The sequence below is a fragment of the Acidianus brierleyi genome, from assembly GCF_003201835.2.
Lineage (GTDB): Archaea > Thermoproteota > Thermoprotei_A > Sulfolobales > Sulfolobaceae > Aramenus > Aramenus brierleyi.
Genome location: NZ_CP029289.2, coordinates 212,068 through 237,183, shown reverse-complemented (window position 1 = coordinate 237,183; position 25,116 = coordinate 212,068). Strand labels below are relative to the sequence as shown.

Below are 25,116 nucleotides of genomic sequence, written 5' to 3'. Positions count from 1 at the left end.
ATATTAATGGAAAAATCAGTATTTAGTTTTTGGCTAGTATTTTCAATACTTTTGATGATATTTATTTTATCCAAAAACGTTATAGCTTTAGCTGAGTCCTTGCATGCATTATTTGATGCTATTACAGTGAGTTTTTCCATATTAGCTGTTTATTTTATGAAAAATTCTAACTATACATACGGGCTTCATAGACTCGAGGTTTTATCAGCATTAGTCAATACTAGTATTGTATTTATAGGCACAATATTGTCGGTCATTCTTTCCATAGTTTATGTTGAATTTAAAATAATAGAAAATTCATCTCTAGTAGTTATTAGTTCAATTTTAGTTTCTTTAATATTATTACTAACAATAAATCATAAGGAGAGAGGGATTAGGCTTCATACTATATCTGATATAATTGGATACTTAATAGGAGGTTTTGGAGCTTTCATATCAATATTCTATAATTTTAAGAATATAATAGATCTAATTACAGCACTATTAGTGGTATTAGTTATGTTACTTTTGAACGTTAATACTATAAAAATATCATTAGACGTTCTAATGGAAAAATCTCCTGTAGATATTACAATGATAGAAAAAAATATAAGGGAAATATTTCCTGGTGCTCATCATATTCATGTGTGGGCACTTTGTGATCATATGAGAATTGCTACTTTACATGTAGAAGAGAATCCGGACGTTACACTGAGGGAACTCGATATAAAAAGAGAAAAAATAGAAAAAATTCTTTCGCAAAAATTTAATATAAATCATGTAACTATACAGTTTGAATCCAAAAGAGAAGATCAGAAAAATTGATTTGGCCACCAATCGACTCCAGATCTAGATAATCCTAACATTCGTGTAATTCTTTCTCTATCCTTTATGTTTACCTTTACGTCATAATGAACTTTTAATAAAGGATACGGATATCCCTTAATACTTACTGGGCTTAAATTATCTATAATTTGCTGTATATATTTCTCTTCTATTTTATCTTTAGATACTATATCTAGTCTAAGAATCTTTTTGCCATTTTTTAGACGAATAAAAGAAGTACATACATTAAAATCCGATAAATTAACAAGTGGATGAGTTACTAAATCATCCTGATTAATCCTCTTACATACAGGTAATGTATAGCCTGTCTCATATGTGAAAGTTTCTAGAATTACTAAATCAGATAGTTGTTGGAGAAATATGTCTCTACTTCTACTAGTTTTTGATATCCATAATACTCTCTTATCTAGCTCATTAATAAGTTTAGAAATGGTTATCTGTTTTTCTACTATTAATGATTTGTACATTTCGTTTTCATCATAAAACTTAAGAGAATTTATGTCATCTAAGGAATATTCAAGGTTTGATTCTATTCCTTTACCTTTATTTAGTTTCTTATTAAAACTTCCGTCCATTAAAATAAAATCTGACTTATCACTATTTTTTAATGCCAATTTAGTTTCAACTGTTGCCATTAATTCTGAAACTCTTTCTTTTGCTAGATTACCTGGCCTAAAAACACCTACTTTTGTATATGTATCTATCGGTTCAGAATTTATACCATTACTTAATATAGCTTCAGCGTTTACTATAAATATTGTTCCAACTCTCATTTCTTTTACGAATTCTCCTCCATCAATAGCTAGATATTTTTTTATTGATGATTTCGGTGTGTAAGGAATCCATATTTCTTTCACTTTATTCGAAACTTCTTTCCCAATATTTTTATAAAAAGTTTTTAATTGATTTTTTAGATTATCGTAATTTTCTGCTAATTCTTTGTAAGCTTTATCAATCATTCCCTGGAACCTCTTCGAATACTTTACTTTCCGATCCTCTTTTTTCCAATCTTATTACATAATCTCCTATTTCCAAGATTTCATCATCATGAGTAACTATAATAATTTGTGGCACCATATCTAAAGAGCTTCTTATAACATTCATTAATTCCTTTCTTCTTTCATCATCAAGGTGTATAGTAGGTTCATCTAATATCATGAAACCAACAGTATCCATTAGCGATTTTGCTATGGCTAATCTTAATGCTAGTGCTATAGAGATTTTTTCTCCACCACTTAACATATCTATAGAAAATTCTCTGCCGTAATTATCGTATGCCGAAATATTAGCTTTTATTTTCTGTCCTCTTGTGGAGGCATCGAAATTTAAAGAAATTCTAGTAAAAGCAAGATTAAACATTGGAGCTATCTCATTAAGATTATTTTCTATTTTTGTTTTTACTGCAGATATTATATAGTTTTGCAATCCTTTTTCTCCTAAATCTTCTCTTAATTTTTGAAGTTTTTTCTTAGCGTTTTCCAACTTAGTCTTATCTTTTATAGTATTTTCTATTTCAGTAAGCTTATTCTCTTTCTCTTTTATGCTAATAGATATCTGCTCTAATTTTCCTTTTATCTCTGAGATTTTGGATATAATATCTTTTTGTTCTTTGAGAATATTTTCTCGTTCCTGTTTGACTTCCTGGTATTCTTCTTCTGAAAAATTTATCTTGGATATATCGCTTTTAATTTGATCTATACTTTCTTGTAAATTCTGTAAATTTTCCATATAAGTTTTCTTTTTACCTATCTGGATATTTATTTTTTGTAACTCATTCTTAGCTTCGTTTAATTCCTTTAGTTTATCTGAAATATCTTGTTCAGTTAAATTCCCTAATTTAGTTTTAATTTCGTCAATACGATTTTTCTTTTCAATGATTATTTTGCTTATGTTATTAAGCTGTTGTTTTTTGGAATTTAGATAATCTTCAGTGATATTCCGTAACGTCATGTACTCCTCATAGAATTGTTTTAATCTTTTCTCTTCTAATTTTAAATTTTGATAATAATTGTGTTTTTCTTCTAATTCCTTAAGTTTTTCTTCTAATTCCTTAAGTTTTTCTTCTTCGTCATTTAAATCATGCGATATTTGGTTATATATTGTTTGATTCTTTCTATAGTTATCTAATTTTCTAGTCAAATTATCCTTTTCGGACTGAGCCTCACTTATTTTTTTATCTAAATCTTTAATTTCCTTTTTCTTTTCAGCGTATTTTTCATTAGCTTCTTGCATTAACTTTGTTCTATGTTCTTCATCTAAAGGTCTTTTACATAATGGACATTTATTATCTTTTATATCTTTAAATCCGGTAAGTATTTTTTCAGCTTCGTTTAATTCGGCTTGTGACTGCCCCTTCTGCGTACGTAAATCAGAGATCCTTTTATCTAGTTCGTCTATATTTTTTTGTATTTCATCTAAATTCTCTATTTTTATTCTGTTAAGTTTCTCTCTTAGGTCATTAATTCTTTTTTCTCTAATTTTCTTTTCAGAGAGTTTATTATTATAGTCTTTTTCTTCATTTTCTAAATCCTCTAGTAGTTGTTCTATTTCTACATATCTTAGATATTCATTAGATATTTGCTCTTTTCTCTGTAAGGATTTTTCTATACTACTAATTTCTATTTCTAACTTATTTTTATCACTATTCTCCATATCCAATTCCTTAGTAATTCTTTTTAACTCATCAAATAGATTTCTAGCTTGCTCTATTCCAGCTAACTTATTTATTTTATTTTCCACATCTTGCTTATTTTTCTCAAGATCACCCATTTTTTCGAGTTCTTGTAGAATTTTCTTTAAATTATTCTCCTTATCAATTAACATATTTTTTAGTGAATTGTATTTAGTTTGTATCATTGTGAGTTTATCATATTTTTCATTAATTTCCTTCTCTTTTTCATTAATTTCCTTCTCTTTTTCATTAAGATCTTTTAATTCTTCATTTAGAGCTACATACTTATTTTTGAGATCTGTTAAACTAATTTTTACATCATTATATTCTTTCTCACTTTTTTCAATATATTCTAATTTAGAGTTTATATCTTTTAATACAGAGAAAATGGGTCCTGTACTTTCCGTAAGTTTTTCCATATTTTCTATTTTCATAATATTTTTCATAACGTTGGTTAAATTTCTAAAGATGTCTTCTATTTCTCCTTGTCTAACTATTATAGTAGATAACATAACATCTCTATCCATTTGCATAATTTTCTCTAGCTCTTCAGTAACTTTTTCAGCTCCTCGAGCCGTTGCAGAATTATTAATATATAAAATGTCGCTAGTGCCACTTGGTATGTTTCGTTTTACTATTATTTTACTGTTATCATTTGAAATTGTAAGATTTATTGTTGCACTAGACGTACCTAATTTTATTAGATTATTAGCTTTAGCTCTATTACTCTCCCTATATAGAGCATATACTATTCCATCGATAATAGAAGTCTTTCCAGCACCATTATGTCCTATTATTACATTCACTTTTCCTTTAAAACTTACAGAATTTTCTGTATGACTTAAAAAATTTTTTAAATATATATTATCAATTCTCATCCATACCACCAAATTTTTTAATCATATTCTCTATCTCATCAGAGTTATAATTATTTATAATTTCTATTATTGAATTAATCTCATTATCGGAATAACCTCTAGCCTGTAAATAATTTTTAATAATTTGATTTATTGTTGAGCCAGTAGGAACTTTTATTTTCGTTTTCTCTCCTTCTTCTGTATTATCTTTAAATATTCTATAATATTCTGCTATTTTATTTAAATTACTTATTTTCTGAAATAATTTATTTCTTTCAATTTTCTCTCCTTCTAGTATTACATGTAAAATTGGTTTTAATTTATAATTTTCGTATTTTTTAAGAATATTGTCTATATCAGAATCTATTCTTGATGTATTAATACTTATAACTTCTTGCGGTCTTATCTCTAAATTTATTTTTCCTACATTAGGTTGATCTCCAGATAAATCTACTAAATACGCTCCTTTACCAAGGTTTTTATATCCTTCTATTTCCTCTTCTCTAATTATATCTGGAGAGCCTGCTATGGCTAGAACTCCGCTTGAGATGTGCTCTATGAATCGAGTATGAAAATGGCCTAATGCGTAATAATCAAAACCTTTAGGAAGATTGCCTTCTTCGATTTGCCATGCTCCGTCATACGGTAACTTATCTCTAAGACCTTGATGAAGCATCAGTACATTTTTCTTTCCATCTGGTTTCAACGTACTTAAAGTATCTAGCAATTTCTGCTTCGCAACTGTAGGTATATGTTTGATGCCGAAAAATTTTATTGTATCACCATTGTAATTCATTTCATAAAATTTTATCTCATCTCCCGTTATTAAGTGCATTAATTCTAGACTTTCGCTAAGTATTCTATGGGTATAAATTTCTCCTTTCTTCTTTGGAGTATCATGATCTCCTGGTATTGCTATAAAAGGAATATTTTTTTCTTTAAGCTTTTTTAAGCCTCTAATGCACTGCATTATTGCAGTATTAGAAGGTTTGTATTCGTCGAAGAGATCTCCAGTGTGAACTACTGCAGTTACATGCTCCCTTACAGCAGTATCTATGAGTTCATTAAAAGTATTATATATATCATTTTCTCTTGATTCTAAATTATATCTTCTGTTACCTAAATGTGTATCTGAAATATGAAGAAATTGCATCCTTTATTCACCCAAAATCCGCCGCTGTTGAATTTAGTTTATCTTCTTCTTCAGCTTTTTGCCATTCGCCTATCATATCTGGATCTGCTCCTCCTAATCTTCCTTCAAATCTATCTATTTTAACAAATGCAGGAATCTTAACTAGGTTGCCAATTATTATTGCTTCTCCAGTATCTAATGCCGACAATTGATTTACTAAATCTTCACTTAAATTGTCACTTGCGTCTAATATGTATTTTTTATCATTGGGTTCGACTATTTTTAAAATAATCTTATTCGTCATTTGACTTAATATATTTTCATCTAGTCCCTTCGGTCTTTGACTAACTATTATAAGACCTACACCAAATTTTCTTCCTTCTCTAGCTATTTTCCCCGCCCAAATTTTTGTTAGTGTATTGTCTATTTTAGAAAGGAAAACATGTGCTTCTTCGATAACTGAAATTACTGGAAAACTAAGTCCTTTGCCTTTCCTTTTATAATTCTTTCTACATTCCAAAATTTTTCTTAGATAATGAGAAACTATTGCGTCCATAGCGTCTTCATCTAAATGGCTAATATCTACTACATTCACCCTTCGTGTTTTTATCTGAAGAGTTATATCAGGGGCAGTTAAGTCTATTATGCCTGCATACCTTTCTGCAAATTCTTCAAGTTTATTTTTGACCTCATCTGCAGAATCTTTAGCTTTTTTCTGCTGGTCATCTTTAAGTATGTCATTTATTATTCTCTCAATATCGTCAATAAAAGAATCATTTAACTGCGACATATCAATTTCCCCAGAATTTATTTTTTCCTCAATTTCTTTTTGATATTCTGTAAATGCCCTCCTTAAAATCCTATACTGTATAGGAGCATTCCTTGGTATTTCTAAAAGTGTTGAGAATTCTCTCGCAGCTAAGTATCTAGGATTCAGCTTTGGATCTATAGGATTTAAAAACTGTATATCGCTGTTGTAATACTCTCCGTGATAATCAAATATTAATACAGATCCGCCAATATTAGATATTCTTTGGGAAATTACAGCTACAGTATTAGATTTTCCACTACCAGTAGCAGCCAAGATTGCTAAATGTCTAGCCAAAGAGTTTATCTTTATTTTTACTGGAACCTTTGTCCCAATTAATTTGCCTATACTAATATCTCCGTCAGAGAATAGTTTTTTCAATTCATCGTCTTCTGCAAATCTTACTGGCGTTCCTGCTATTGGGGGAATATCTGGCTGTGAACCTGAATTAAAATCAAATACTAATTTTATTTCTGATTTTATGTATCTAGGGATTTGATTAACAAATGTCATATCATCTAAAATTTCTACGTCGTCCATAGAATCATTTATTAATGGACTACCTCTAGTTACGGCGGTTATTAGTCCTAATACTTTAAGATTATCATATTCTAAAATTACATATCTTCCAAGTCTAACAGGTTCTTTAGCCAGCATAGTGGCTTCTTGTGTTGTTGCTGTACCAATAATGTAACCGACAATCATCACTAATAAATAATCTTATAAAAATATAAACCATATTAGAAAGAAAACGGTAATACATGCTTTGTGGGTTCGTTCAATATATTTCAATAGGATGATACAGTAAAAATATGTTTTCTATAGAAAATAATATCTCTCCTAAATAATTTACTATACTACTTCTTGACCTCAAAGCCCTTAGCTCGACCAACAACAAGGTTGGCCATGTACATCATCCAAGCATAAGCCCAAAACTTGAGCTTAGCCTCAACAACTTGACCAGCAAAACTCGTAGCCCTAACAGACTCACCAAAAGTACGCTTAACCGCTGAGAACAAGGATTCAACCAACCACCTATTACCATAACCCTTCTCATCCCGCCAACGTTCATAACCCAACTTCTTGAACTCGCGCACAGCCTTACGCCTAGCAGGATGACCACGCCTAGTAGAAGCGTCTTTCCTAGGAGGAACAACAACATCAACACCAAGATTATAAATCTCGTTAGTATCATAAGCCTTATCGCCATAGAACCTCTTAACTTCCTTACCCTTTTCCTTCAAGTCCTTTACAGTATTTGAAGCAGATTCGGCCTCATTACTCGTCACCTCAGCGCTTACTATCTTGAACTCGTCCTTCTCCATAACTACTTCAATCTTAAGGAATTTTGAATCCCTCCTTTTGCCCCACTTTGCTACTACGTATTGTCCTCCTCTTGTTGTGCTTATTCCAGTACCATCAGCTATTACTTCAAGTTCGTCACTCGCTTCAGGGAAATTAATATTCATGTTTCTTACCCTTTCCCATATTGTTGAATAATCTAGGCTTGTCGGGATTATCTTCATTTCTGCTAGTGCGCTTAGTACTCCTTCTATTGCTCTGTAAGGTAAGAATAAGTGTAGGAATGCTAGGAAGTCGTTGAACTCCTTTGGTGCCTTGTACTTGGTCTTAGCATACCTGTTCTCTTCCTGGAGTAATTCCCACCAGTGTTCGAAGACGTAGAAGGGGAACATTAGCTTATATCTTGTTACCACGTTCTCATCGTACTTGCTCCAATCCCTAGTGTTCTTCTTTTCCATGGGTAATACTCTGCATAATTACTTAAAAATTTTTGTATAATTCTGAAGCGATCCACAACGTAGGTAATACAAAAAGGTAAAAATAGCTTTAGAGTGCCTTAGCAACTTTCTTTGCAGTTTCTGCTATATCTTTCTCCTGTTCTGCGTAAGCGCATAACATAGCTTCTATGTCATTGTGTCCTTCTTCTTTTGCTTTCATAGCTACATTATTGTATTCGCTTACGTGTTCTTCGTCTTCTTCTTTAGCAAAATCTCCTATCATCGCTAAAACTTTTTTAGATGCTTCAGCTATTCCCTTTTCTTGATCTGCGTAAGCGCATAACATAGCTTCTATGTCATTGTGTCCTTCTTCTTTTGCTTTCATAGCTACATTATTGTATTCGCTTACGTGTTCTTCGTCTTCTTCTTTAGCAAAATCTCCTAATAACTTGCTAGCGTCGTAATTAGCTAGTAACTTTTCAAATATACCTGTAGCGTGTCCATATTCTACTGTAGCTTTTTCCCTTAGCATTTTAGCTTCTTCTGTTCTTCCCATCTTTTCTAACTTATTTGCTAAGAATGTTAACATTAGATAATCTTCTGCATTTGCTTTAAATAATTCCTTTAATCCCATTTCGGTTTCTTTACCTAGAGCCATTTTTGATCTCCAAAAATAGTTATCCATGATAGTTTATAAACTTTTATTAATATGACATAATAATACTACAGACAATAATACACATATCATTTAATATTCTTTGAAAAGTACTAATGAAAACAGTTGTATGTATGAATAGTTATTATTAAAGCATTTAACCTTTTTTCTTCATGAGTACAAAATCTAAATACGACATTTTCAGTATGAAAAGAAGTATTTTTAAATATTATTTACTAAGGTACTCGTAGTGATGAGTGACTCCAATCCTGAAAAGTGAGGAAGTAACTCGAAGCTGAAATTATTAATCAATTTATCAATGAAGTATAATATGATAACTAGTTTAGAAATGAGGGCTATTGAAATAAATAGTGAAGCGTTAGGCGTGCCTACTCTTCTACTTATGGAAAATGCAGGCAGATCAGTAAAGGATGAAATAATAAAGAAAATAGGCGACGTAAAAGGTAAGTCAGTATATGTTTTTGTAGGCCACGGAGGAAAGGGTGGTGATGGTTTAGTATGTGCTAGACATTTGGCAGGAGAAGGGGCTAACGTAAATGTAATTCTGTTAGGTGAAAACAAACATAAAGACGCACTATTTAATCAGTCAGCTATTCAAGAAATGGATTATACTATAAAACTTTTAGAAATAAAAGATATTGATTATCTGAAACCAGTTGAAGCTGATATATTAGTAGATGCAATGTTGGGTACTGGATTTAGGGGAAAACCTAGGGAGCCATTTAGAACCGCTATTAAGGTATTTAATGAGAGTATGGGTTTCAAGGTATCTATCGATGTACCGTCAGGAATAGACAGCGATACAGGAGATGCTCCGGGCGATTACGTTAAGCCAGACTTAGTAGTAACTTTTCATGATATAAAAACTGGTTTATTAAAACATAATTTTACAGTAGTAGTAGATAAGATAGGGATTCCGCCAGAAGCTGAGATTTTTGTAGGACCTGGTGATCTTCTTACCAATATAAGGAAAAGAGAAATGAAAAGTAAGAAAGGTGCTGGAGGGAGAGTATTAATTATAGGCGGAAGCAAGACATATAGTGGAGCGCCTAGTCTCTCTGGACTTGCTGCCTTAAAAACCGGAGCCGATTTAGTCTATGTTGCTTCACCAGAAGATACTGCCTCTATAATAGCCTCATATTCACCGGATTTAATAACAATAAAACTAAAAGGGAAAAATATAAATCCTAATAATTTAGACGAATTAAAGCCATGGATAGATAAGGTAAATTCTATAGTAATAGGTCCAGGTATGGGGCTCTCTGACGAGACTATAGAAGCATCAAAGATAATAGTAAATTATATGAAGGAAAAGGGTAAGTTTGCCGTAATTGATGCTGATGCTTTAAAAGCAATAAGGGGAGAGAAATTATATCAAAACTTTATAATAACACCACATGCTGGAGAGTTTAAAATATTTTTTGGAATAGATGTCTTAGAAGATCCAATACAAAGAATAAATCAAGTTATTGAAAAGGCTAAGGAGTGTAACTGTACTGTGCTACTTAAAGGGTATTTTGATGTAATAAGCGATGGTAAAAAATTCAAATTGAATAAGACAGGAAATCCTGGAATGACTGTAGGTGGAACTGGAGATACCTTAACGGGAATAGTGGCAACTTTACTAGCTCAAGGTCTTTCTACTTTTAATGCTGCGTCTATAGGAGTTTTTATCAATAGTTTAGCCGGTTCTTTAGTATATGCTAAAGAAGGTAATCATATACTTTCTACAGAAATTATTAATGAGATTCCAAATGTTTTGCAAGACCCTATAGAATCATTTAAGAAAAAACCATATACTAGAGTTCTTAATTAGATTTTACTATCTCTAAGGCTTTATCTGCATGCTCTTCAGCCTTCTTTAGATTTTTCAAAACTTCTATTATTTTGCCATTCTCGTCTATTATGAACGTAATTCTTTGAGCACTGGTTCCTTTTTCATTAATAACACCATAAGTGTTTACAATCTGTTTTTCTTTATCTGAAATTAGTGGAAAAGTAGAATTATATTTCTCTGAAAATTTCTTTTGTGTATTTAAGCTATCAACACTTACTCCTATAACTTCACTATTATTCTTCTTAAATTCTTCATAAAGCTCAGTAAATCTTTGAAGTTCTCTAGTACAGCCAGGCGTAAATGCTTTAGGATAAAAATATAATACAACCTTTTTTCCTCTAAGTGAAGAGAGTTTTATTCTTCCTTTACTACTTTCAGCTTCAAAATCTGGAGCTTCTTGACCTTTTTCTAAAACCATATCTTGAGTGTATAATTAAATCTTAAAAATGTTAGTTTTGAAAAAGGTACAAATGAGAAAAATACCTAGAACTATGTCTACACAACACCCAGATAACGCAAGAGTGCCAGAATGGGCTAGAAGTGAAGTTATAGAAGGAGACGATGAAGTAGTTGAAGCATATTATTCTTATATGACATTAGGGACTCACGAAGTAATGTGGGACGCTGAAGGTAAAGATGTAGATACTCACGTAGTTAGAAAACTTTTATCAAATTATTCAGAATATTTTAAAGAAAACCTATTGGGTCAGGATATATTTCTAACTTATAGGTTACCTAACCCTAAAATAGAAGGTGCAGAAAGAAAAGTTTTTGCAGAAACCATGGAAAGCATACCTATAGCCTATGATGTAGCAGAAAAATTCTATAACAAAAAAGTTATACCAGTTTTCGAAGTAATTCTTCCTTTTACAACAGACTATACTGAAATAGTTGCCGTAGCAAAGTACTATGAAAAGGCAGTATCTGGTAAGGAAAATATAGAACTTAATGATGGTATATATGTTAAAGATTTTGTAGGAGAAATAAATCCAAAAAAGGTTGAAGTTATACCTTTAATAGAAGATAAAGACTCACTCCTAAAAGTTGAGGATATAGTCACTGGGTATTATAAAGCGATAAAACCCAATTATATGAGGATATTTATAGCAAGGTCTGATCCAGCTATGAATTATGGAATGCTTTCAGCAGTACTTCTCGCAAAGTATGCACTAAGCAAATTATATACGTTAAAGTCTAAATTGAACATTGATATATTTCCAATAATAGGAGTAGGTTCTTTACCTTTTAGAGGCCACTTAAGCCCTGATAATTACGAGAATCATCTTAAAGAGTATAAAGGCGTATATACATTTACTATACAATCTGCATATAAATATGATTATGAAGAGAATAAAATTAAAGAATCTATAAATAATATAAACAACACAGGAATAACGGAGCCATTAGTATTTTCGGAAGAAGAAGAGAAGATCCTTAAGAGGATAATAGAGAGATATGTAGTAAGTTATCAACCAATTATTGAAAGTCTAGCTCCTGCTATAAATTACATAGCATTTTTCTTACCTAAGAGGAGAGCTAGAAAACTTCATATAAGCTTATTTGGATATGCTAGAAGTACTGGAAAAGTAACCCTACCTAGGGCAATAACATTTGTTGGAACATTGTACTCTATAGGTCTGCCACCAGAAATATTTGGAATTTCTTCGTTACTTTCTCTATCTAATGAAGAAACGGATCTATTAAACAAGAGTTACATCATGATGAAAAAGGACTTAGAGGAAAGTGCGAAATATATAAATCCAGATTCACTGGATTTAATACGAAAAATATGGAATATAGATGAGAATATAATAAAGATGATAGAAAACGATATAACATTTCTCGAAAACAACCTAGGAATAAAGATAGATAATAAAGATTTCAATTCCAAAAAACATGTTCTGTTGTCCTCTTTATTACTTTTAGCTTGCAGAGAAAAAAGAGAAGAAGAAATAAGGCAATATGCTAAAGAAATGGCTCTTATAAGAAAATCTATTGGATAATAGATAAAATTTTTTCAGCTATGTCTAATACAACTCCATCATTATAAGGTTCTCCACTTATCATTAGACCTATAGGTAAACCATTAATTTTTGTTGCAGGTATGCTGATTGACGGTGCACCTACTACACTAAAAAGCTCAGTATTAGCTACAAGCAAGCTTCTAAAATCCTTTTCTTTTCCTATTACTTCGCTTATTTTAGGTGCAGGAATTTTAGTTGTAGGAGAGATTATTGCGTCAATATTTTCAAATGCTTTTATATACTCTTCCAGGACGACTCTCCTAGCTCTTAGAGATTCTAAATAGTCTATAGCCTTAATTTTTACTCCCTCCATTAATAAAGCTTTGACATCAGGAAAATACTCACCAGGAATTGATTCTATCCAATCACGATGATAACTTGCACCCTCGGCTAATGCTATTGTTCCTCTTATGTTCCCACCGAAAAATTGGAGAAAGTTCAGATTAATATCAACTAAATCAAAATAGTTTGTTAACTTATTCAACAATGGTTTTAACGCTCTTGATGCAGGATCGTCAGAAAATAGAAAGATGCCTAATCTCGGTTTTAATCGTGTTTTAGAAATTAGAACATCTTTATTTTCAACTGGAATTACAGTTTCAACAACTTTCCTTAAAGTATTCATGTTTTTAGTTAGAAAGCCTACTGTATCAAAAGTCCAACTAAATGGTATTATTCCAGTAGTAGGTATTATTCCAGTAGTAGGTTTAAATCCAATAACTCCACATAATGATGCAGGAATCCTTATAGAACCTCCAGTATCGGTTCCTATACCAACATCTACCATATTTAGTGCTACAGCTACAGCAGATCCTCCACTTGATCCTCCACTTATTCTTTCAGGATCTATAGGATTTTTGGCTGGTCCAGCTATAGAAGAAGTATTTGTAGCACCTATAGCAAATTCATGAGTATTTGTCTTCCCTATTATTTTCCCACCGTTATTAAGTATTTTATTAACTATCCATGCATTGTTTTGTGGAATATAATCTTTTAAAATTTTAGAGCCAGCAGTGGTTTTAATTCCTTTTGTAAGTATAATGTCCTTAACTCCAAATGTTAGCCCAGATAATGGGCCGTTAGAATTAGGAGCTACCTCCTTAATTGTTATAAACGCATTGTATTTGGTATTTAATTCTTCTAATGACATCTTTATTCACTGAAAATAATGGTTCAGGAAGCTTTTTCAAGAGATAGTCTTCTGAGCTCATTTAAAACTTCCTCTACTATATTGTTTATTTCCTCCTTATTAACTCCTTTCTCTTCAGCTATTTTATCTACTATTTCCTCTACTTTAGCATAATTTTTATATGTTTCATTAAGTCTTTTCCAATCTATTCCTTTTAGGGATTTTGATATTTTCTCATCATATTTTAATTTACCTTCTAACATTAGTACTGCTATTATGGGATATCCTATATAATTTCTATAAACCGTTCCATTGTCGTTACTATATGCTTTTTCTCCATTTATCTTTACATTGTAAATGCGATCTCCTTCGGAGGAAATAACCTCATAATGATCTTCGACTTTTTTGATTCTGCCATCGGCTATAGCCCCTAACGCCTCTAACACTTTTATCCTTGGGGGGACTTTAAGTTTCATATTATTATCTAGATTATAAAAAGATAAAATCCTTATATCTACAAATGTCTTTATAATGAAGGAATTAAAACGGGGATGTAGAATTTTGAAAATTACTTTTACTACAAAACCATAGCTAATAGTAATATCAAAAATGTTCTTATAATGTCTCAGATATATTTTTAAGCAATATAAACATGTTTAAATTTATGAAGGCAGTTGTAGTAACTGGATATAAACAAGGTTATAGGATCCAAGAAGTAGCTGATCCTAAACCTTCCTCAGATGAGGTAGTAATAAAGGTAGATAGAGCAGCATTATGTTATAGAGATCTATTACAGTTGCAAGGCTATTATCCAAGAATGAAATACCCTGTAATATTAGGACATGAGGTTGTAGGTACTATAGAAGAAATTGGAAATAACGTTTCTAACTTTAAAAAAGGCGACAAAGTGGTTTCTCTTCTTTACGCTCCAGATGGCACTTGTAAGTATTGTAAGCAAGGAGAAGAGGCATATTGCCATTCCAGATTAGGTTATTCTGAGGAATTAGACGGATTTTTTGCAGAATATGCAAAAATTAAAGTGACAAGTTTAGTAAAAGTCCCTCAAGGAACTCAAGATGAAGGTTCTGTATTAGTGCCTTGTGTTACTGGTATGGTTTATAGAGGTTTGACAAGAGCTAAACTTAAACAAGGAGAAACAGTATTGGTTACTGGAGCTAGTGGAGGAGTCGGAATACATGCTTTACAAGTGGCAAAAGCTATGGGTGCTAAAGTGATAGGAGTAACAACTTCAGAAGAAAAAGCAGATATTATAAAGAAATATGCAGACTATGTTATAGTTGGTACAAATTTTTCTAAAGAAGCAAGAAAAATAGACGACGTTAACGTAGTTATAGATACTGTAGGAACTCCTACGTTCGATGAAAGTCTTAAAAGTCTTTGGATGGGTGGTAGGATAGTTCAAATAGGTAATGTCGATCCTTCAAAAATTTATGAGCTAAAATTAGGTTACGTTATACTAAAAGATATAGAAATAATTGGTCATGCTAGTGCTACAAAGAAAGATGTAGAAGGCGCATTAAAGCTTACTGCAGAAGGTAAGATATCTCCAGTAATTGCTGGAAGTGTAAATTTGGAAGAAATTGATAAAGGATATGAAATATTGAAGGATAAACATAAAGTAGGCAAAGTACTTCTAAAACCCTAAATTTTTATTTTGTAGTCCTTTAATTAATATTCGTGAAGATTAAACTATATTGGATTAGCATAGACTCAGACATTTTACCTCATACTGACAAAGACTCAAATTCAGACTTAAATGAAGTTGTAAATTGTATTTTAGACGAATTTGAAAGTAGAGATTATTTTGAAGAATTAGAAATAGATCCAAAATTAATTACTATTTTAGGAATATTCAGTGGTAGAATAGTGGAAGGAATAGCAGATAATCTAATAGATTACTATGACGGCAGATGGTCAGGCAAATTATTTTCTGGCGATATTTCGGCCACATTAGGTGAAAGTTTAACATATGCTATTCTTTACACTAAATTCGATATAGATATCTCAAGAATTATTCCATTAAGAATAGTTAAATATTTAGGTGTTTCTCCAGATACTATTATTAGTTCAGACAATAATAAAAAATTAGTAGAATTTTTAGGAATTACTAAATCTGCCATATTACTAGTAAACTCTAGATCATCAATAAATTACAATAGATATATAACTGCAGAGAATATTAAAAAAGATATACTAAATCTTGAGAACCTACGATATCCAGATAATTATTCACTTTTATCATATGTAATGAACTATAATGGACTTAGTTCCCTTATGTTGGTGATTAAGCCATGAGCTGTATTGATGACTTAAATAGAGCATTTTTACTTTCCTGGATAGGGGACGTTAAAAATTCAAATAAAATTGTAGAAAAGTGTATAAGGGATTTAAAAGACGCTAAGAGAATAAAAAAGGACATTAATAATGCAATAGAAAAATCTAGTAGATTATTTGAAGTCCCCAGCATATTACGTAAAGAAGGAATATCAGAAGAGGACATATTAAGACTGACTTTGTACGAATTTTCTAAACGTATTTCACGTTCTGATTATGAAAGGATAATATATACTGAAGGCAAATTAATATACTCAATAAACTCCAATGGATTTAAGAAAATATTAAGGGGAATAGAATTCGATAGAAAAGGATATACTTTTTCTTTTATAAATTCTTGTAATGGATTTGTCATAGCTTATAATCAAATAATTTATGCTGAATTATTATGTGATAATATAGAAGCTGCAATAAAAGAAATAATAAAAATTATAGGCTAAGCTGGAAAATTTTATATTACCTTATATTCTAGTATTAATTGCTCCGGTAGTATAGCCCGGTCAAGTATGCGGGCCTCTCAAGCCCGTGGCCCGGGTTCAAATCCCGGCCGGAGCACTAATTTTCCCTTGAATTGAAAGAGAGTTAAGTCCTCTATAAATATAATGGATCTGCAACAGTGAAGGATATTTTTGCAACACCCTCACCATTTAATAATAGAATGTGAGATTACTACAAAGATTGACATAAATAAACTCGATAGTGAGCAAAAATCCGAATTTTGAAAAAAAGCGACAGAGAAATATGGGCTAAGCTATGTCGCACAAAAGCTGGGCGTGGATCGGAGTACTTTATATAGGTATATTTCAAGTAAGGTAAAGAAAGTTCCAGACGACGTGGTAGATGAAGTTGCGGAAATGCTTAGTTTGGAAGAACTATCAGATACACTTTACGGTTTTAAACAGTAGACTAGTATTTTCCTATATAGGGAATACTAGTGAAAAGAGAGACATAGCAAAGTTATTCGGCATGGAAATACGAGTAATATTTTCTTCAGATAAATTAGAGAGGGAAAATAGTGTCTTGAAAAGTCATATTTACGGTATAGGTTTAATAGAAGAACCTAAGGAGTTTGCCGGCGAAATAGCAATGATAGACGGTTTGTTAGTTCGTGATATAAGGATAAGAGATTTTAGTAATGATGGTTATGGTTATACAATACTGAAAACTCCATTTGGGGTTAGAGAGGAGCATCATCAATATGACGCTATAGGTAAAAGTAAACCCGTCTCTATGATAGAAGTACCCCATGAGGCTTAGTTCCTTTTTAAACCCTTTCCCTCTTTCTGTAGTCACCTAATGATTTGTTGGTTCTTCTCATATGCTTCTTGATGTCTTCACCGAGAGAGGGATACCATAAAGTGAATGGAAAATGGAGGAGAATTGCTTTCGCCCACTTTTCTTATTATAATCCATTTGTCAATGGTTTGGCAATCCTCTTAGGAGTAATGCTGTTTGTAGCAATACATTTCATTCACTACTATGATTACCACTATTATCATTATTACAACTATTATCCCTAATGAGATAATAAATGAGTAGAAAAATTTTTAAATACATTTTTCCTATTCTTTTATCGTGGCTTGTGAGAAGTGAGAATTGAAGTTCATGTTTAGGAAGAGAATAACTAATCTTGAAGAATTATCTGAATTTTTGGCTAAGAAATTTCCTCATGAGGAAGTTGTAATGTTAATCTTTGATAGATTATATTTGCTCAGAGAAGACCCTAAAAAGTATACTAGAGAGAAATTGAAGAACCAAACGGATAAGGACGGAAGGCCTTTATTCTCTATAGAAGTAACCGGAGATATAAGGATAATTTATAGTTTTGAACCAAAAAATTGTACGATCTTTATCTTAACAAGGGGTTCAAAGGGGGCGTAAGACTCCATCCGCAAGGGTGGAGATGGATTGCCCCCTTTGTAAAACTTATATACTTCTTTTTCAAATATTCTATTAATGGCAGTCACTGACGGAGTAAGCGTCGCTGAGACGCCTTGGTTAAAGCGAGGGTCTATGTGGTACGCCTCTGCTCCATTCGACAGTCCCATAAGGGGATACTGTGGGTTCACATTAGTGCTCGGGGTCGGAACGACCCTTAGTGCCTGTGGAGCTGAGACCTCTACCTTTGGCAAGCCTCGGCTTTGAAGCAGGAAGCCACGTCCGTTAGGACGTGGTAGTTCACTTGGAGGATTGGGAGGCATAAGAAAGCTTACCGTTTCTAGCACTAACTTTCTTGAGCGTTAATTCCTTTAACTTCTCCAACTCCTCATCATTTTCAATTGTTACGAAATAATATTCGCCCTCTTTTCCGCTCTTCATATGTATGAACTTCTCAAAGAGGTTATTAAAACAATGTGCTAATCAAGTTCCTTTTAATTTTGAAAAATATTAAGTAAGTAGCATAAGCCTATCCTAGGATTCCAGCTTTATTCAATTAAAAAATGTAAAAACTCCAGTTAACTCAGCAAAAATTCTTTCATTTAGTTAATAATATGCAAGTGAGTGGCGAGATAATGCAGTATGGGTGCACTATACATTTATTGTAATGTTAGCGCTTTCAGAAAGTTTATAGCCTTAGTCTTAAGGATTTACATTTAAATCCTAGTCTAAGAACTTTTCGAAAATACTAGTGATAACGAGTTTCAATTAAATTAAGTATTTTATAGTTATATGTAAGACCTCCATAGGGTTTCATTGTATTTCATACTAGCCCTCATTCTCCTGAGTATAGTTCCTCTATGACTAACTGGATACGCAAACTGACTATTCTGACTAACGTTGTCAATAGGAATTTATCATGATCAGGTGTTCAAAGGGGGTGGAAGACCCCTCCTGACGGTAGATCCAAAATTATTTTAAAAATATGAATTCAACACTAAACCTCATATTTTTTCTTCATAAGTAAAAGAATATATTTTATTATACTCATAAACATAAGTAATAAGAATAATGTATTAAATAATTGATACAAATAAAGCAGATTTCATTATTCATGTCTTTATCATTTTCTAATATTATAATATTCCTCAGTTTACTTGTAGAAATATAAAAGATCTAATATAATCCTTAAAAATTTCTAAAAAATACTGTAAAATTAATTATCTAATTTCATTAAATCCTCATGAATTACTAATAACAAATAAAAATTATTTTTAGTAATAAGATTTTGGGTCTACCGAGAAAGGGCGTGATAGTTCACAACCCTGCAATGTTCTCCATCATAGTATCAGCGGTTTTCAGCTTCTCGTTCAGTGGAATTCCATTAATAGACAAAGTAGGAAGAAAACCATTACAAGTTCGTTAGGAGAAATATTCTTAGCAGCTTTCGCTTTATCGAAGGAGGCATTTCTTTCTGCTGGATTCGTATTAATCATATTATTATTCAGAAATTTAAAAAGAGAGAAAATGGTACAAGCTTATTTACTTCTGGGGCAGAACCTGTTATTTGACGAAAGACCAAAAGACAGAAAAGAAGACCTATTTGATAGAGAAAAAGGGTGAGAAAATAATAGGCAATATAAAAAGACCCCTACTTCACGAAATTTAGTAATATTAATTAAAAATACTAAAACATTACTGATTTAGTCTGCTTATCCTAAAATTTCCTTCGGTATTATGAGTACTTAAGGTAATTGCTTAATGAAGTGAGAATGAAAATTTCATTATTAAGAGATTGTTAGCATTTTCCATTTTTTCTTTTCATCCCTATATTTTTTTCTAAAATCGGGATAATCTTTCACTTCACGATAAAATTTTTTAACGCTCTGTTTATGAAGACAAAAAATTTCTCTTCATGAGAATCCCGAAATCACACGGGATAGATAAAAAATGAATAAAAATTCTAAAAAAGAAAAAAAGAAAACAACTAAAAAACCAACAAAAAGAAAACCTTAAATAAGAAGGAAAAAGAAAAATAATAGAAGTATAAAAACATTCGGTTAATCTTCCATAGAGTTGAAAGTTAGTACACGCCCTTCCTCTAGCCTCATAGTTAGAATTAGTTAATCTTCCATAGAGTTGAAAGGTATCGAAGTGTTCTGGGGATGTGGTTCAACAGTGGAGTTAATCTTCCATAGAGTTGAAAGTGAAGTCTCATGCACCACATGCTATTACTATAATCTACAGTTAATCTTCCATAGAGTTGAAAGGTGTTACCAGAGAGGACTCGACATTTTTGAGATACATGACTGTTAATCTTCCATAGAGTTGAAAGTTTATACCTTTGAATTATTTTGTCATTTTGATTTATATTCGTTAATCTTCCATAGAGTTGAAAGAACGGCTTCATTACATTCCACCCAACGATAATGAGAACATGTTAATCTTCCATAGAGTTGAAAGATGTGGATTGGATTTCCTGGTAAAACAGTTGGAAAATTACGTTAATCTTCCATAGAGTTGAAAGCAGTTGGTGCACCTACGAAGAACCTCACTAGCCTCAACCGTTAATCTTCCATAGAGTTGAAAGATACCTTCAGCTTCTACAAATCCCCATTTTATTAGCCTTTTGTTAATCTTCCATAGAGTTGAAAGGAGTTAGTAATAATGATAATAAGCTTATACTTAATGGGTTAATCTTCCATAGAGTTGAAAGCCATCCATTTCATTATATTTCTCCATCCATAGAATAGTTAATCTTCCATAGAGTTGAAAGATAGAATTAGAAGAATTAGAATGAAGTTAGGCAAGTGTTAATCTTCCATAGAGTTGAAAGAACGATAGAAAGAATGATATTATATAAACCACGATTAGTACGGGTTAATCTTCCATAGAGTTGAAAGCTTTCTTTGCTCCTTTCTAAGCTGCTTTGCTTTTCCCGCTGTTAATCTTCCATAGAGTTGAAAGATACGCCAGTAGCAGCGTTCAGGTAGAAGAAATGCTGGGTTAATCTTCCATAGAGTTGAAAGAAATAAGACTTAACATTGTAAACTGTGCTGTATATTGTGTTAATCTTCCATAGAGTTGAAAGTAAGTTTGTCCAGGATCTTGAGCTTATCATTCATAAAGTCTGTTAATCTTCCATAGAGTTGAAAGGTTCAATTTATATCATCGTCTCCATCAATAGCCAAAAAAACGTTAATCTTCCATAGAGTTGAAAGCCCTTACTACTGTAAATAAGCTACATCAATTACAAATCGTTAATCTTCCATAGAGTTGAAAGTATCATCAACGTCATAAAGCATAAACGTATAATCCACTCCGTGTTAATCTTCCATAGAGTTGAAAGCATGGTTTACTAACGCTTATCTAGAACCGCCGACTGATGATTTGTTAATCTTCCATAGAGTTGAAAGCTTTCACTTTATCCATATAAGAAACCCCGATTTTTAAGTTAATCTTCCATAGAGTTGAAAGTCGTCGCTGAGAAAAGAATACCCTAAAGTGCTGAAACCTAGTTAATCTTCCATAGAGTTGAAAGTAAAACCGTTAGGTGTCGGTGCTGACGCAGTAGAAAATGTGTTAATCTTCCATAGAGTTGAAAGTCTAACTCTTCACTTTTGCAGCTTTTACTTTACAGCTGTTAATCTTCTATAGAGTTGAAAGTTCCTACACTAAACTGGGGAGTTTTTTTGAGCCATTTGTTAATCTTCCATAGAGTTGAAAGAGGTAGTAATTAATGCTGTTTCTGTCGGTTTGAGTATAAGGTTAATCTTCCATAGAGTTGAAAGATAAAAGTACCATCAACAGAATACCTATAGGCTAACATGGAAGTTAATCTTCCATAGAGTTGAAAGCTATATTCTAGTCTAAAGTCGTATTCTGCTCCACCATGTTAATCTTCCATAGAGTTGAAAGTTTCTTACTCGAATTTACCTTCTCAATTAACTTTTCGAGTTAATCTTCCATAGAGTTGAAAGAATTTCTGGCTTATCGCCAGACTCTAAAAACTCAAAACCTGTTAATCTTCCATAGAGTTTAAAGCACCTAAGAAGACACCGTTAGGTTCTGTTAAAGAGAACCGTTAATCTTCCATAGAGTTGAAAGTATTAAACGCAATAGTCAACGTTGTGACTGGAGCAGTACAGTTAATCTTCCATAGAGTTGAAAGTTCCGCAGTTTTCTTTTTATAAGTGTCAATATTATCTATGAGTTAATCTTCCATAGAGTTGAAAGTTTGAGTTTTGCAATTTCAACCCTGATTTTAAATAATAATGTTAATCTTCCATAGAGTTGAAAGAAATGAGCTGGGGCGTGGGCGTTGACATGGTCGACGCGTTAATCTTCCATAGAGTTGAAAGTACTTTACGAGTTCAGGAGTTCCGACCATCCGCTGGTACGTGTTAATCTTCCATAGAGTTGAAAGATCGTCTCGTCTCTTTCACGTATCCCAGGTGAAGTTGGTTAATCTTCCATAGAGTTGAAAGAATTTACAAAATAATTAATAGCTATGCATTGAAAACGTTAGTTAATCTTCCATAGAGTTGAAAGCCTGTCTGCATTTGAGTCTAAGAATATCCTTATGTGTTCTGTTAATCTTCCATAGAGTTGAAAGAAAAATTGTTTAAAATTAACTGCAAGTTCACCATCTGAAATGTTAATCTTCCATAGAGTTGAAAGTTTCTCTGAGAAATATTGGGGGGTTTTTAAATATTTCTTTGTTAATCTTCCATAGAGTTGAAAGTATTATTGTTGAAAAATATTTCCAACCAACCTCTTTTGGTTAATCTTCCATAGAGTTGAAAGTTGTGAGTCTAAGTACGCGTGGTCAAACCCTTTAAATTGGTTAATCTTCCATAGAGTTGAAAGACAATAATATTCTTACTAAAATCCACAGGTTCACCTCTAGTTAATCTTCCATAGAGTTGAAAGTTCTATCACTTATTACTATGCCTTTACTCCTCAAGGTTTTTGTTAATCTTCCATAGAGTTGAAAGTAACTTCCCAAATCCCGCAAGTTGAGCTATCTGGATTATTGTTAATCTTCCATAGAGTTGAAAGGACATTATGGCTAACGTATGCTGAAGACGTACAAACGTCTGTTAATCTTCCATAGAGTTGAAAGCCATTTCCCCATACTGTATATGTTACCTTGATAATATCGGTTAATCTTCCATAGAGTTGAAAGTCTGGGCATGATTGGTATACTATTGTTACTAAGTACATTTGTTAATCTTCCATAGAGTTGAAAGGTACTCGACGATTCCTCCCACTAAAGCAACAAACCCAATGGTTAATCTTCCATAGAGTTGAAAGATTGCTATCGCTCCTAAAATGTAAGGCCAAGACGCTAGCAGTTAATCTTCCATAGAGTTGAAAGATATCTAATCCAGTGGAGCAAAACTCCGCCAAAAGTTTCCGTTAATCTTCCATAGAGTTGAAAGGTTCTTATAGGTGAAGAAATTGCTCTAAGATTCTTCTGTATGTTAATCTTCCATAGAGTTGAAAGTACATATGCGTTCTATCAGACAAGAAACAGTAGGTATGTGTTAATCTTCCATAGAGTTGAAAGAATGATAACGAAACAGAGCCTTAGCTAGTAAGTAATAAATATCTCTTTATAGTTAAGTATAAGCGATGATATTAAAAGAGTTGGTTTCTAGGCCTCCCGTAACGGCTGAAGAAGATACTACTATATCTTTTGCATGTAAGATTATGAAAAAGGAAGGAGTAGGTTCTCTTCTTATAACTGAGGGTGAACAACCTAAAGGTATAGTTACTGAGAGAGATATAGTTTATGCTATTGCAGACGACATATCCTTAAGTGCTCCTATAAAAGATATTATGAGTACTAACTTAGTTTCTGCAGATTCTTCCACGGATGTTAGCGATGCTGCACTTTTAATGACGACTAAAAAAATTAGACATTTAATTGTTATAGAATCTGGGAAAATAATAGGTGTAGTCTCTTTAAGAGATGTAGCTAGAGCGTTAGGATTAGTAACAGCAGATTTGTCTATTTGGTAATTATTTTTGTACTATTAAACTTCTAATTGCTTCACCTTCCTGTAAAAGTTTTACAGCCTCGTTTATTTCATCTAATGTATATTTTCCAGTAACTAGTTTGGTTGGATCATATCTGCCTAATTTTACCATGTCAAGTAATCTTGGCATATCTACTCTTGGTCTTCCTCCATAATTTCCAATTATCGTAATCCCATTTCTGACTATGGAAGCTTCTTTAATTGGTATTAATGCATTAGCTGGAGGTAATCCTACAAGGATTACTCTACCTCCTATTCTTACAGAGTCTAGTGCCATTTGGATAGTCTTCTCGTTTCCTCCTGCTTCAATAACAACATCAGCTCCTCCATTACTTATTTCCTTTATAGCGTTTATCGGATCCGTTTCTTCCGTATTTATAGTATCAGTAGCTCCTAATTCAATTGCTCTTTCTAGCTTCCATTTTTTAGTTCCTAAAGCTATGATCTTTCCTGCACCCGAGGCTTTCAAGAGTTGTATAACTGAAAGACCTACACCTCCGACTCCTATAACTGCTACCGTCTCTCCAGGTTCTATTTTTGCTAAATCTACTGCACCATATCCTGTTAAGCCTGCGCAACCAAGTACTGCTATTTTCTCTAGATCCATGTCTGGTGGAACTACTGTAAGAGCATTTTCGCCAACAATAGAATATTCTGCGAATCCTCCTCCTAGAAATGCTCTTACTGGCTGTCCGTCTATCCTTAGTCTAGTGGTTCCGTCCATCATTGTTCCCTTTAATCTTACTTGCGAAAAAACTTCACAAAGGTTCTCATGACCTGATACGCAATTTCTACATTTTCCACATGGATGTATGAATGCCGAAACTACTCTATCTCCTGGTTTAACTCTAGTAACTCCTTCTCCTATCTCCTCCACTATTCCTGCAATCTCGTGGCCAGCTACGACTGGAGTTGGAACAGGAGTTTTTCCTTCAAATACATTTACATCGGAGTGGCACATTCCTGTTGTTACTACCTTTAATTTTACTTCTCCAGCTTTAGGCTCGTCAATTTTTACATTGTCAACTATTTTTAATTTTTCATTATATTTATATAAAACTGCAGCTTTCACATACTCTTATATTAATAATGAAGTATAAATTATTTAATCAAGTTTAATCTCTATTAAACACGTCTGGTG

General features: G+C 32.4%; 21 protein-coding genes, 1 tRNA gene and 1 CRISPR repeat array. Of the genes, 11 read left to right on the top strand and 11 right to left on the bottom strand.

Annotation, left to right across the window (positions count from 1 at the left end; all coding sequences use genetic code 11):
* Nucleotides 1-6: 6 nt before the first annotated feature.
* Nucleotides 7-804 (top strand): cation diffusion facilitator family transporter, encoded by a 798-nt coding sequence (locus DFR85_RS17075; RefSeq protein WP_110269322.1) that lies wholly within the window; start codon nucleotides 7-9, stop codon nucleotides 802-804.
* Here the strand turns inward: DFR85_RS17075 and nurA are convergent.
* The 6 genes from nurA to DFR85_RS17045 all read right to left on the bottom strand — a co-directional run bounded on the left by nurA (nucleotide 792) and on the right by DFR85_RS17045 (nucleotide 8,690).
* Nucleotides 792-1,784 (bottom strand): DNA double-strand break repair nuclease NurA, encoded by a 993-nt coding sequence (nurA, locus tag DFR85_RS17070; RefSeq protein WP_110269321.1) that lies wholly within the window; start codon nucleotides 1,782-1,784, stop codon nucleotides 792-794. The genes DFR85_RS17075 and nurA overlap by 13 nt on opposite strands.
* A complete protein-coding gene (locus DFR85_RS17065; protein WP_110269320.1) occupies nucleotides 1,777-4,374 on the bottom strand; it encodes an AAA family ATPase in 2,598 nt (865 codons plus the stop codon). Before DFR85_RS17065 ends, nurA begins: the two co-directional genes overlap by 8 nt.
* Entirely contained in the window at nucleotides 4,364-5,506 is a 1,143-nt protein-coding gene (gene mre11 / locus DFR85_RS17060) for a DNA double-strand break repair protein Mre11 (RefSeq protein ID WP_110269319.1), read from the bottom strand. The genes DFR85_RS17065 and mre11 overlap by 11 nt, the downstream gene beginning before the upstream one ends.
* 7 nt (nucleotides 5,507-5,513) lie before the next feature.
* Nucleotides 5,514-6,998: a DNA double-strand break repair helicase HerA gene (gene herA / locus DFR85_RS17055; RefSeq protein WP_110269318.1), complete on the bottom strand. Its 1,485-nt coding sequence runs from the start codon at nucleotides 6,996-6,998 to the stop codon at nucleotides 5,514-5,516.
* 152 nt (nucleotides 6,999-7,150) lie between these two features.
* On the bottom strand, nucleotides 7,151-8,053 hold the full coding sequence (locus DFR85_RS17050) for an IS5 family transposase (RefSeq protein ID WP_110269317.1): 903 nt from the start codon (nucleotides 8,051-8,053) through the stop codon (nucleotides 7,151-7,153).
* Between the two features lie 88 nt (nucleotides 8,054-8,141).
* A complete protein-coding gene (locus tag DFR85_RS17045; protein WP_110271738.1) occupies nucleotides 8,142-8,690 on the bottom strand; it encodes a rubrerythrin in 549 nt (182 codons plus the stop codon).
* A gap of 328 nt (nucleotides 8,691-9,018) precedes the next feature.
* On the opposite strand from DFR85_RS17045, the gene DFR85_RS17040 reads away from it, so the two are divergent.
* Nucleotides 9,019-10,524: an NAD(P)H-hydrate dehydratase gene (locus DFR85_RS17040; RefSeq protein WP_110269316.1), complete on the top strand. Its 1,506-nt coding sequence runs from the start codon at nucleotides 9,019-9,021 to the stop codon at nucleotides 10,522-10,524.
* Here the strand turns inward: DFR85_RS17040 and DFR85_RS17035 are convergent.
* Entirely contained in the window at nucleotides 10,517-10,963 is a 447-nt protein-coding gene (locus tag DFR85_RS17035) for a peroxiredoxin (RefSeq protein WP_110269315.1), read from the bottom strand. The two genes, DFR85_RS17040 and DFR85_RS17035, sit on opposite strands and share 8 nt — an antisense overlap.
* 52 nt (nucleotides 10,964-11,015) lie before the next feature.
* On the opposite strand from DFR85_RS17035, the gene ppcA reads away from it, so the two are divergent.
* The gene (gene ppcA, locus DFR85_RS17030; protein WP_110271737.1) at nucleotides 11,016-12,548 is read left to right on the top strand and encodes a phosphoenolpyruvate carboxylase; all 1,533 of its coding nucleotides are present in this window, start codon (nucleotides 11,016-11,018) and stop codon (nucleotides 12,546-12,548) included.
* Here the strand turns inward: ppcA and DFR85_RS17025 are convergent.
* Both DFR85_RS17025 and DFR85_RS17020 read right to left on the bottom strand, forming a co-directional pair.
* Nucleotides 12,538-13,719 (bottom strand): amidase, encoded by a 1,182-nt coding sequence (locus tag DFR85_RS17025; RefSeq protein WP_110269314.1) that lies wholly within the window; start codon nucleotides 13,717-13,719, stop codon nucleotides 12,538-12,540. The genes ppcA and DFR85_RS17025 overlap by 11 nt on opposite strands.
* 23 nt (nucleotides 13,720-13,742) lie before the next feature.
* A complete protein-coding gene (locus DFR85_RS17020) occupies nucleotides 13,743-14,174 on the bottom strand; it encodes a PqqD family protein (RefSeq protein ID WP_110269313.1) in 432 nt (143 codons plus the stop codon).
* Between the two features lie 188 nt (nucleotides 14,175-14,362).
* Here DFR85_RS17020 and DFR85_RS17015 point away from each other — a divergent pair, with 188 nt between their 5' ends.
* The 7 genes from DFR85_RS17015 (at nucleotide 14,363) to DFR85_RS16985 (ending at nucleotide 17,934) form a co-directional block, all read left to right on the top strand.
* Nucleotides 14,363-15,364, top strand: coding sequence for an acryloyl-CoA reductase (locus tag DFR85_RS17015; RefSeq protein WP_110269312.1), 1,002 nt, complete (start codon nucleotides 14,363-14,365; stop codon nucleotides 15,362-15,364).
* A 32-nt stretch (nucleotides 15,365-15,396) separates the two neighbouring features.
* Nucleotides 15,397-16,014 carry a hypothetical protein gene (locus DFR85_RS17010; protein ID WP_110269311.1) on the top strand — a complete coding sequence of 206 codons (618 nt, stop codon included), beginning with the start codon at nucleotides 15,397-15,399 and terminating at the stop codon, nucleotides 16,012-16,014.
* Nucleotides 16,011-16,493, top strand: coding sequence for a hypothetical protein (locus DFR85_RS17005; protein WP_110269310.1), 483 nt, complete (start codon nucleotides 16,011-16,013; stop codon nucleotides 16,491-16,493). The genes DFR85_RS17010 and DFR85_RS17005 overlap by 4 nt, the downstream gene beginning before the upstream one ends.
* Nucleotides 16,494-16,533: 40 nt before the next feature.
* Nucleotides 16,534-16,608 (top strand) — tRNA-Glu (locus DFR85_RS17000).
* Between the two features lie 218 nt (nucleotides 16,609-16,826).
* Entirely contained in the window at nucleotides 16,827-16,958 is a 132-nt protein-coding gene (locus tag DFR85_RS32095) for a hypothetical protein (protein ID WP_281351053.1), read from the top strand.
* Between the two features lie 61 nt (nucleotides 16,959-17,019).
* Nucleotides 17,020-17,310, top strand: coding sequence for a hypothetical protein (locus tag DFR85_RS16990; RefSeq protein ID WP_110269309.1), 291 nt, complete (start codon nucleotides 17,020-17,022; stop codon nucleotides 17,308-17,310).
* A 348-nt stretch (nucleotides 17,311-17,658) separates the two neighbouring features.
* Nucleotides 17,659-17,934 carry a type II toxin-antitoxin system RelE family toxin gene (locus tag DFR85_RS16985; RefSeq protein ID WP_110269308.1) on the top strand — a complete coding sequence of 92 codons (276 nt, stop codon included), beginning with the start codon at nucleotides 17,659-17,661 and terminating at the stop codon, nucleotides 17,932-17,934.
* Between the two features lie 297 nt (nucleotides 17,935-18,231).
* Here DFR85_RS16985 and DFR85_RS16980 read toward each other — a convergent pair whose 3' ends face one another.
* Complete coding sequence (locus DFR85_RS16980; RefSeq protein WP_168367103.1) at nucleotides 18,232-18,372, bottom strand: hypothetical protein; 141 nt, start codon at nucleotides 18,370-18,372, stop codon at nucleotides 18,232-18,234.
* 1,618 nt (nucleotides 18,373-19,990) lie between these two features.
* Nucleotides 19,991-23,503: direct repeats of the CRISPR family, unit length 24 nt; unit sequence GTTAATCTTCCATAGAGTTGAAAG.
* A gap of 65 nt (nucleotides 23,504-23,568) precedes the next feature.
* On the opposite strand from DFR85_RS16980, the gene DFR85_RS16975 reads away from it, so the two are divergent.
* Nucleotides 23,569-23,958: a CBS domain-containing protein gene (locus DFR85_RS16975; protein WP_110269307.1), complete on the top strand. Its 390-nt coding sequence runs from the start codon at nucleotides 23,569-23,571 to the stop codon at nucleotides 23,956-23,958.
* Here DFR85_RS16975 and DFR85_RS16970 read toward each other — a convergent pair whose 3' ends face one another.
* On the bottom strand, nucleotides 23,959-25,047 hold the full coding sequence (locus DFR85_RS16970) for a zinc-binding dehydrogenase (RefSeq protein WP_110269306.1): 1,089 nt from the start codon (nucleotides 25,045-25,047) through the stop codon (nucleotides 23,959-23,961).
* Nucleotides 25,048-25,116 lie beyond the last annotated feature (69 nt).

Excerpts from the sequence above, each read along its gene's own strand:
- DFR85_RS17020 (WP_110269313.1), bottom strand. The coding sequence starts at position 14,174 with ATGAAACTTAAAGTCCCCCCAAGGATAAAAGTGTTAGAGGCGTTAGGG.
- DFR85_RS17050 (WP_110269317.1), bottom strand. The coding sequence starts at position 8,053 with ATGGAAAAGAAGAACACTAGGGATTGGAGCAAGTACGATGAGAACGTG.
- DFR85_RS16975 (WP_110269307.1), top strand. The coding sequence starts at position 23,569 with ATGATATTAAAAGAGTTGGTTTCTAGGCCTCCCGTAACGGCTGAAGAA.
- mre11 (WP_110269319.1), bottom strand. The coding sequence starts at position 5,506 with ATGCAATTTCTTCATATTTCAGATACACATTTAGGTAACAGAAGATAT.
- DFR85_RS17035 (WP_110269315.1), bottom strand. The coding sequence starts at position 10,963 with ATGGTTTTAGAAAAAGGTCAAGAAGCTCCAGATTTTGAAGCTGAAAGT.
- DFR85_RS17075 (WP_110269322.1), top strand. The coding sequence starts at position 7 with ATGGAAAAATCAGTATTTAGTTTTTGGCTAGTATTTTCAATACTTTTG.
- DFR85_RS17045 (WP_110271738.1), bottom strand. The coding sequence starts at position 8,690 with ATGGCTCTAGGTAAAGAAACCGAAATGGGATTAAAGGAATTATTTAAA.
- nurA (WP_110269321.1), bottom strand. The coding sequence starts at position 1,784 with ATGATTGATAAAGCTTACAAAGAATTAGCAGAAAATTACGATAATCTA.
- DFR85_RS17025 (WP_110269314.1), bottom strand. The coding sequence starts at position 13,719 with ATGTCATTAGAAGAATTAAATACCAAATACAATGCGTTTATAACAATT.
- DFR85_RS16980 (WP_168367103.1), bottom strand. The coding sequence starts at position 18,372 with ATGAAGAGCGGAAAAGAGGGCGAATATTATTTCGTAACAATTGAAAAT.
- DFR85_RS17065 (WP_110269320.1), bottom strand. The coding sequence starts at position 4,374 with ATGAGAATTGATAATATATATTTAAAAAATTTTTTAAGTCATACAGAA.
- DFR85_RS16985 (WP_110269308.1), top strand. The coding sequence starts at position 17,659 with ATGTTTAGGAAGAGAATAACTAATCTTGAAGAATTATCTGAATTTTTG.
- ppcA (WP_110271737.1), top strand. The coding sequence starts at position 11,016 with ATGAGAAAAATACCTAGAACTATGTCTACACAACACCCAGATAACGCA.
- DFR85_RS17005 (WP_110269310.1), top strand. The coding sequence starts at position 16,011 with ATGAGCTGTATTGATGACTTAAATAGAGCATTTTTACTTTCCTGGATA.
- herA (WP_110269318.1), bottom strand. The coding sequence starts at position 6,998 with ATGATTGTCGGTTACATTATTGGTACAGCAACAACACAAGAAGCCACT.
- DFR85_RS16990 (WP_110269309.1), top strand. The coding sequence starts at position 17,020 with ATGGAAATACGAGTAATATTTTCTTCAGATAAATTAGAGAGGGAAAAT.
- DFR85_RS17015 (WP_110269312.1), top strand. The coding sequence starts at position 14,363 with ATGAAGGCAGTTGTAGTAACTGGATATAAACAAGGTTATAGGATCCAA.
- DFR85_RS17040 (WP_110269316.1), top strand. The coding sequence starts at position 9,019 with ATGATAACTAGTTTAGAAATGAGGGCTATTGAAATAAATAGTGAAGCG.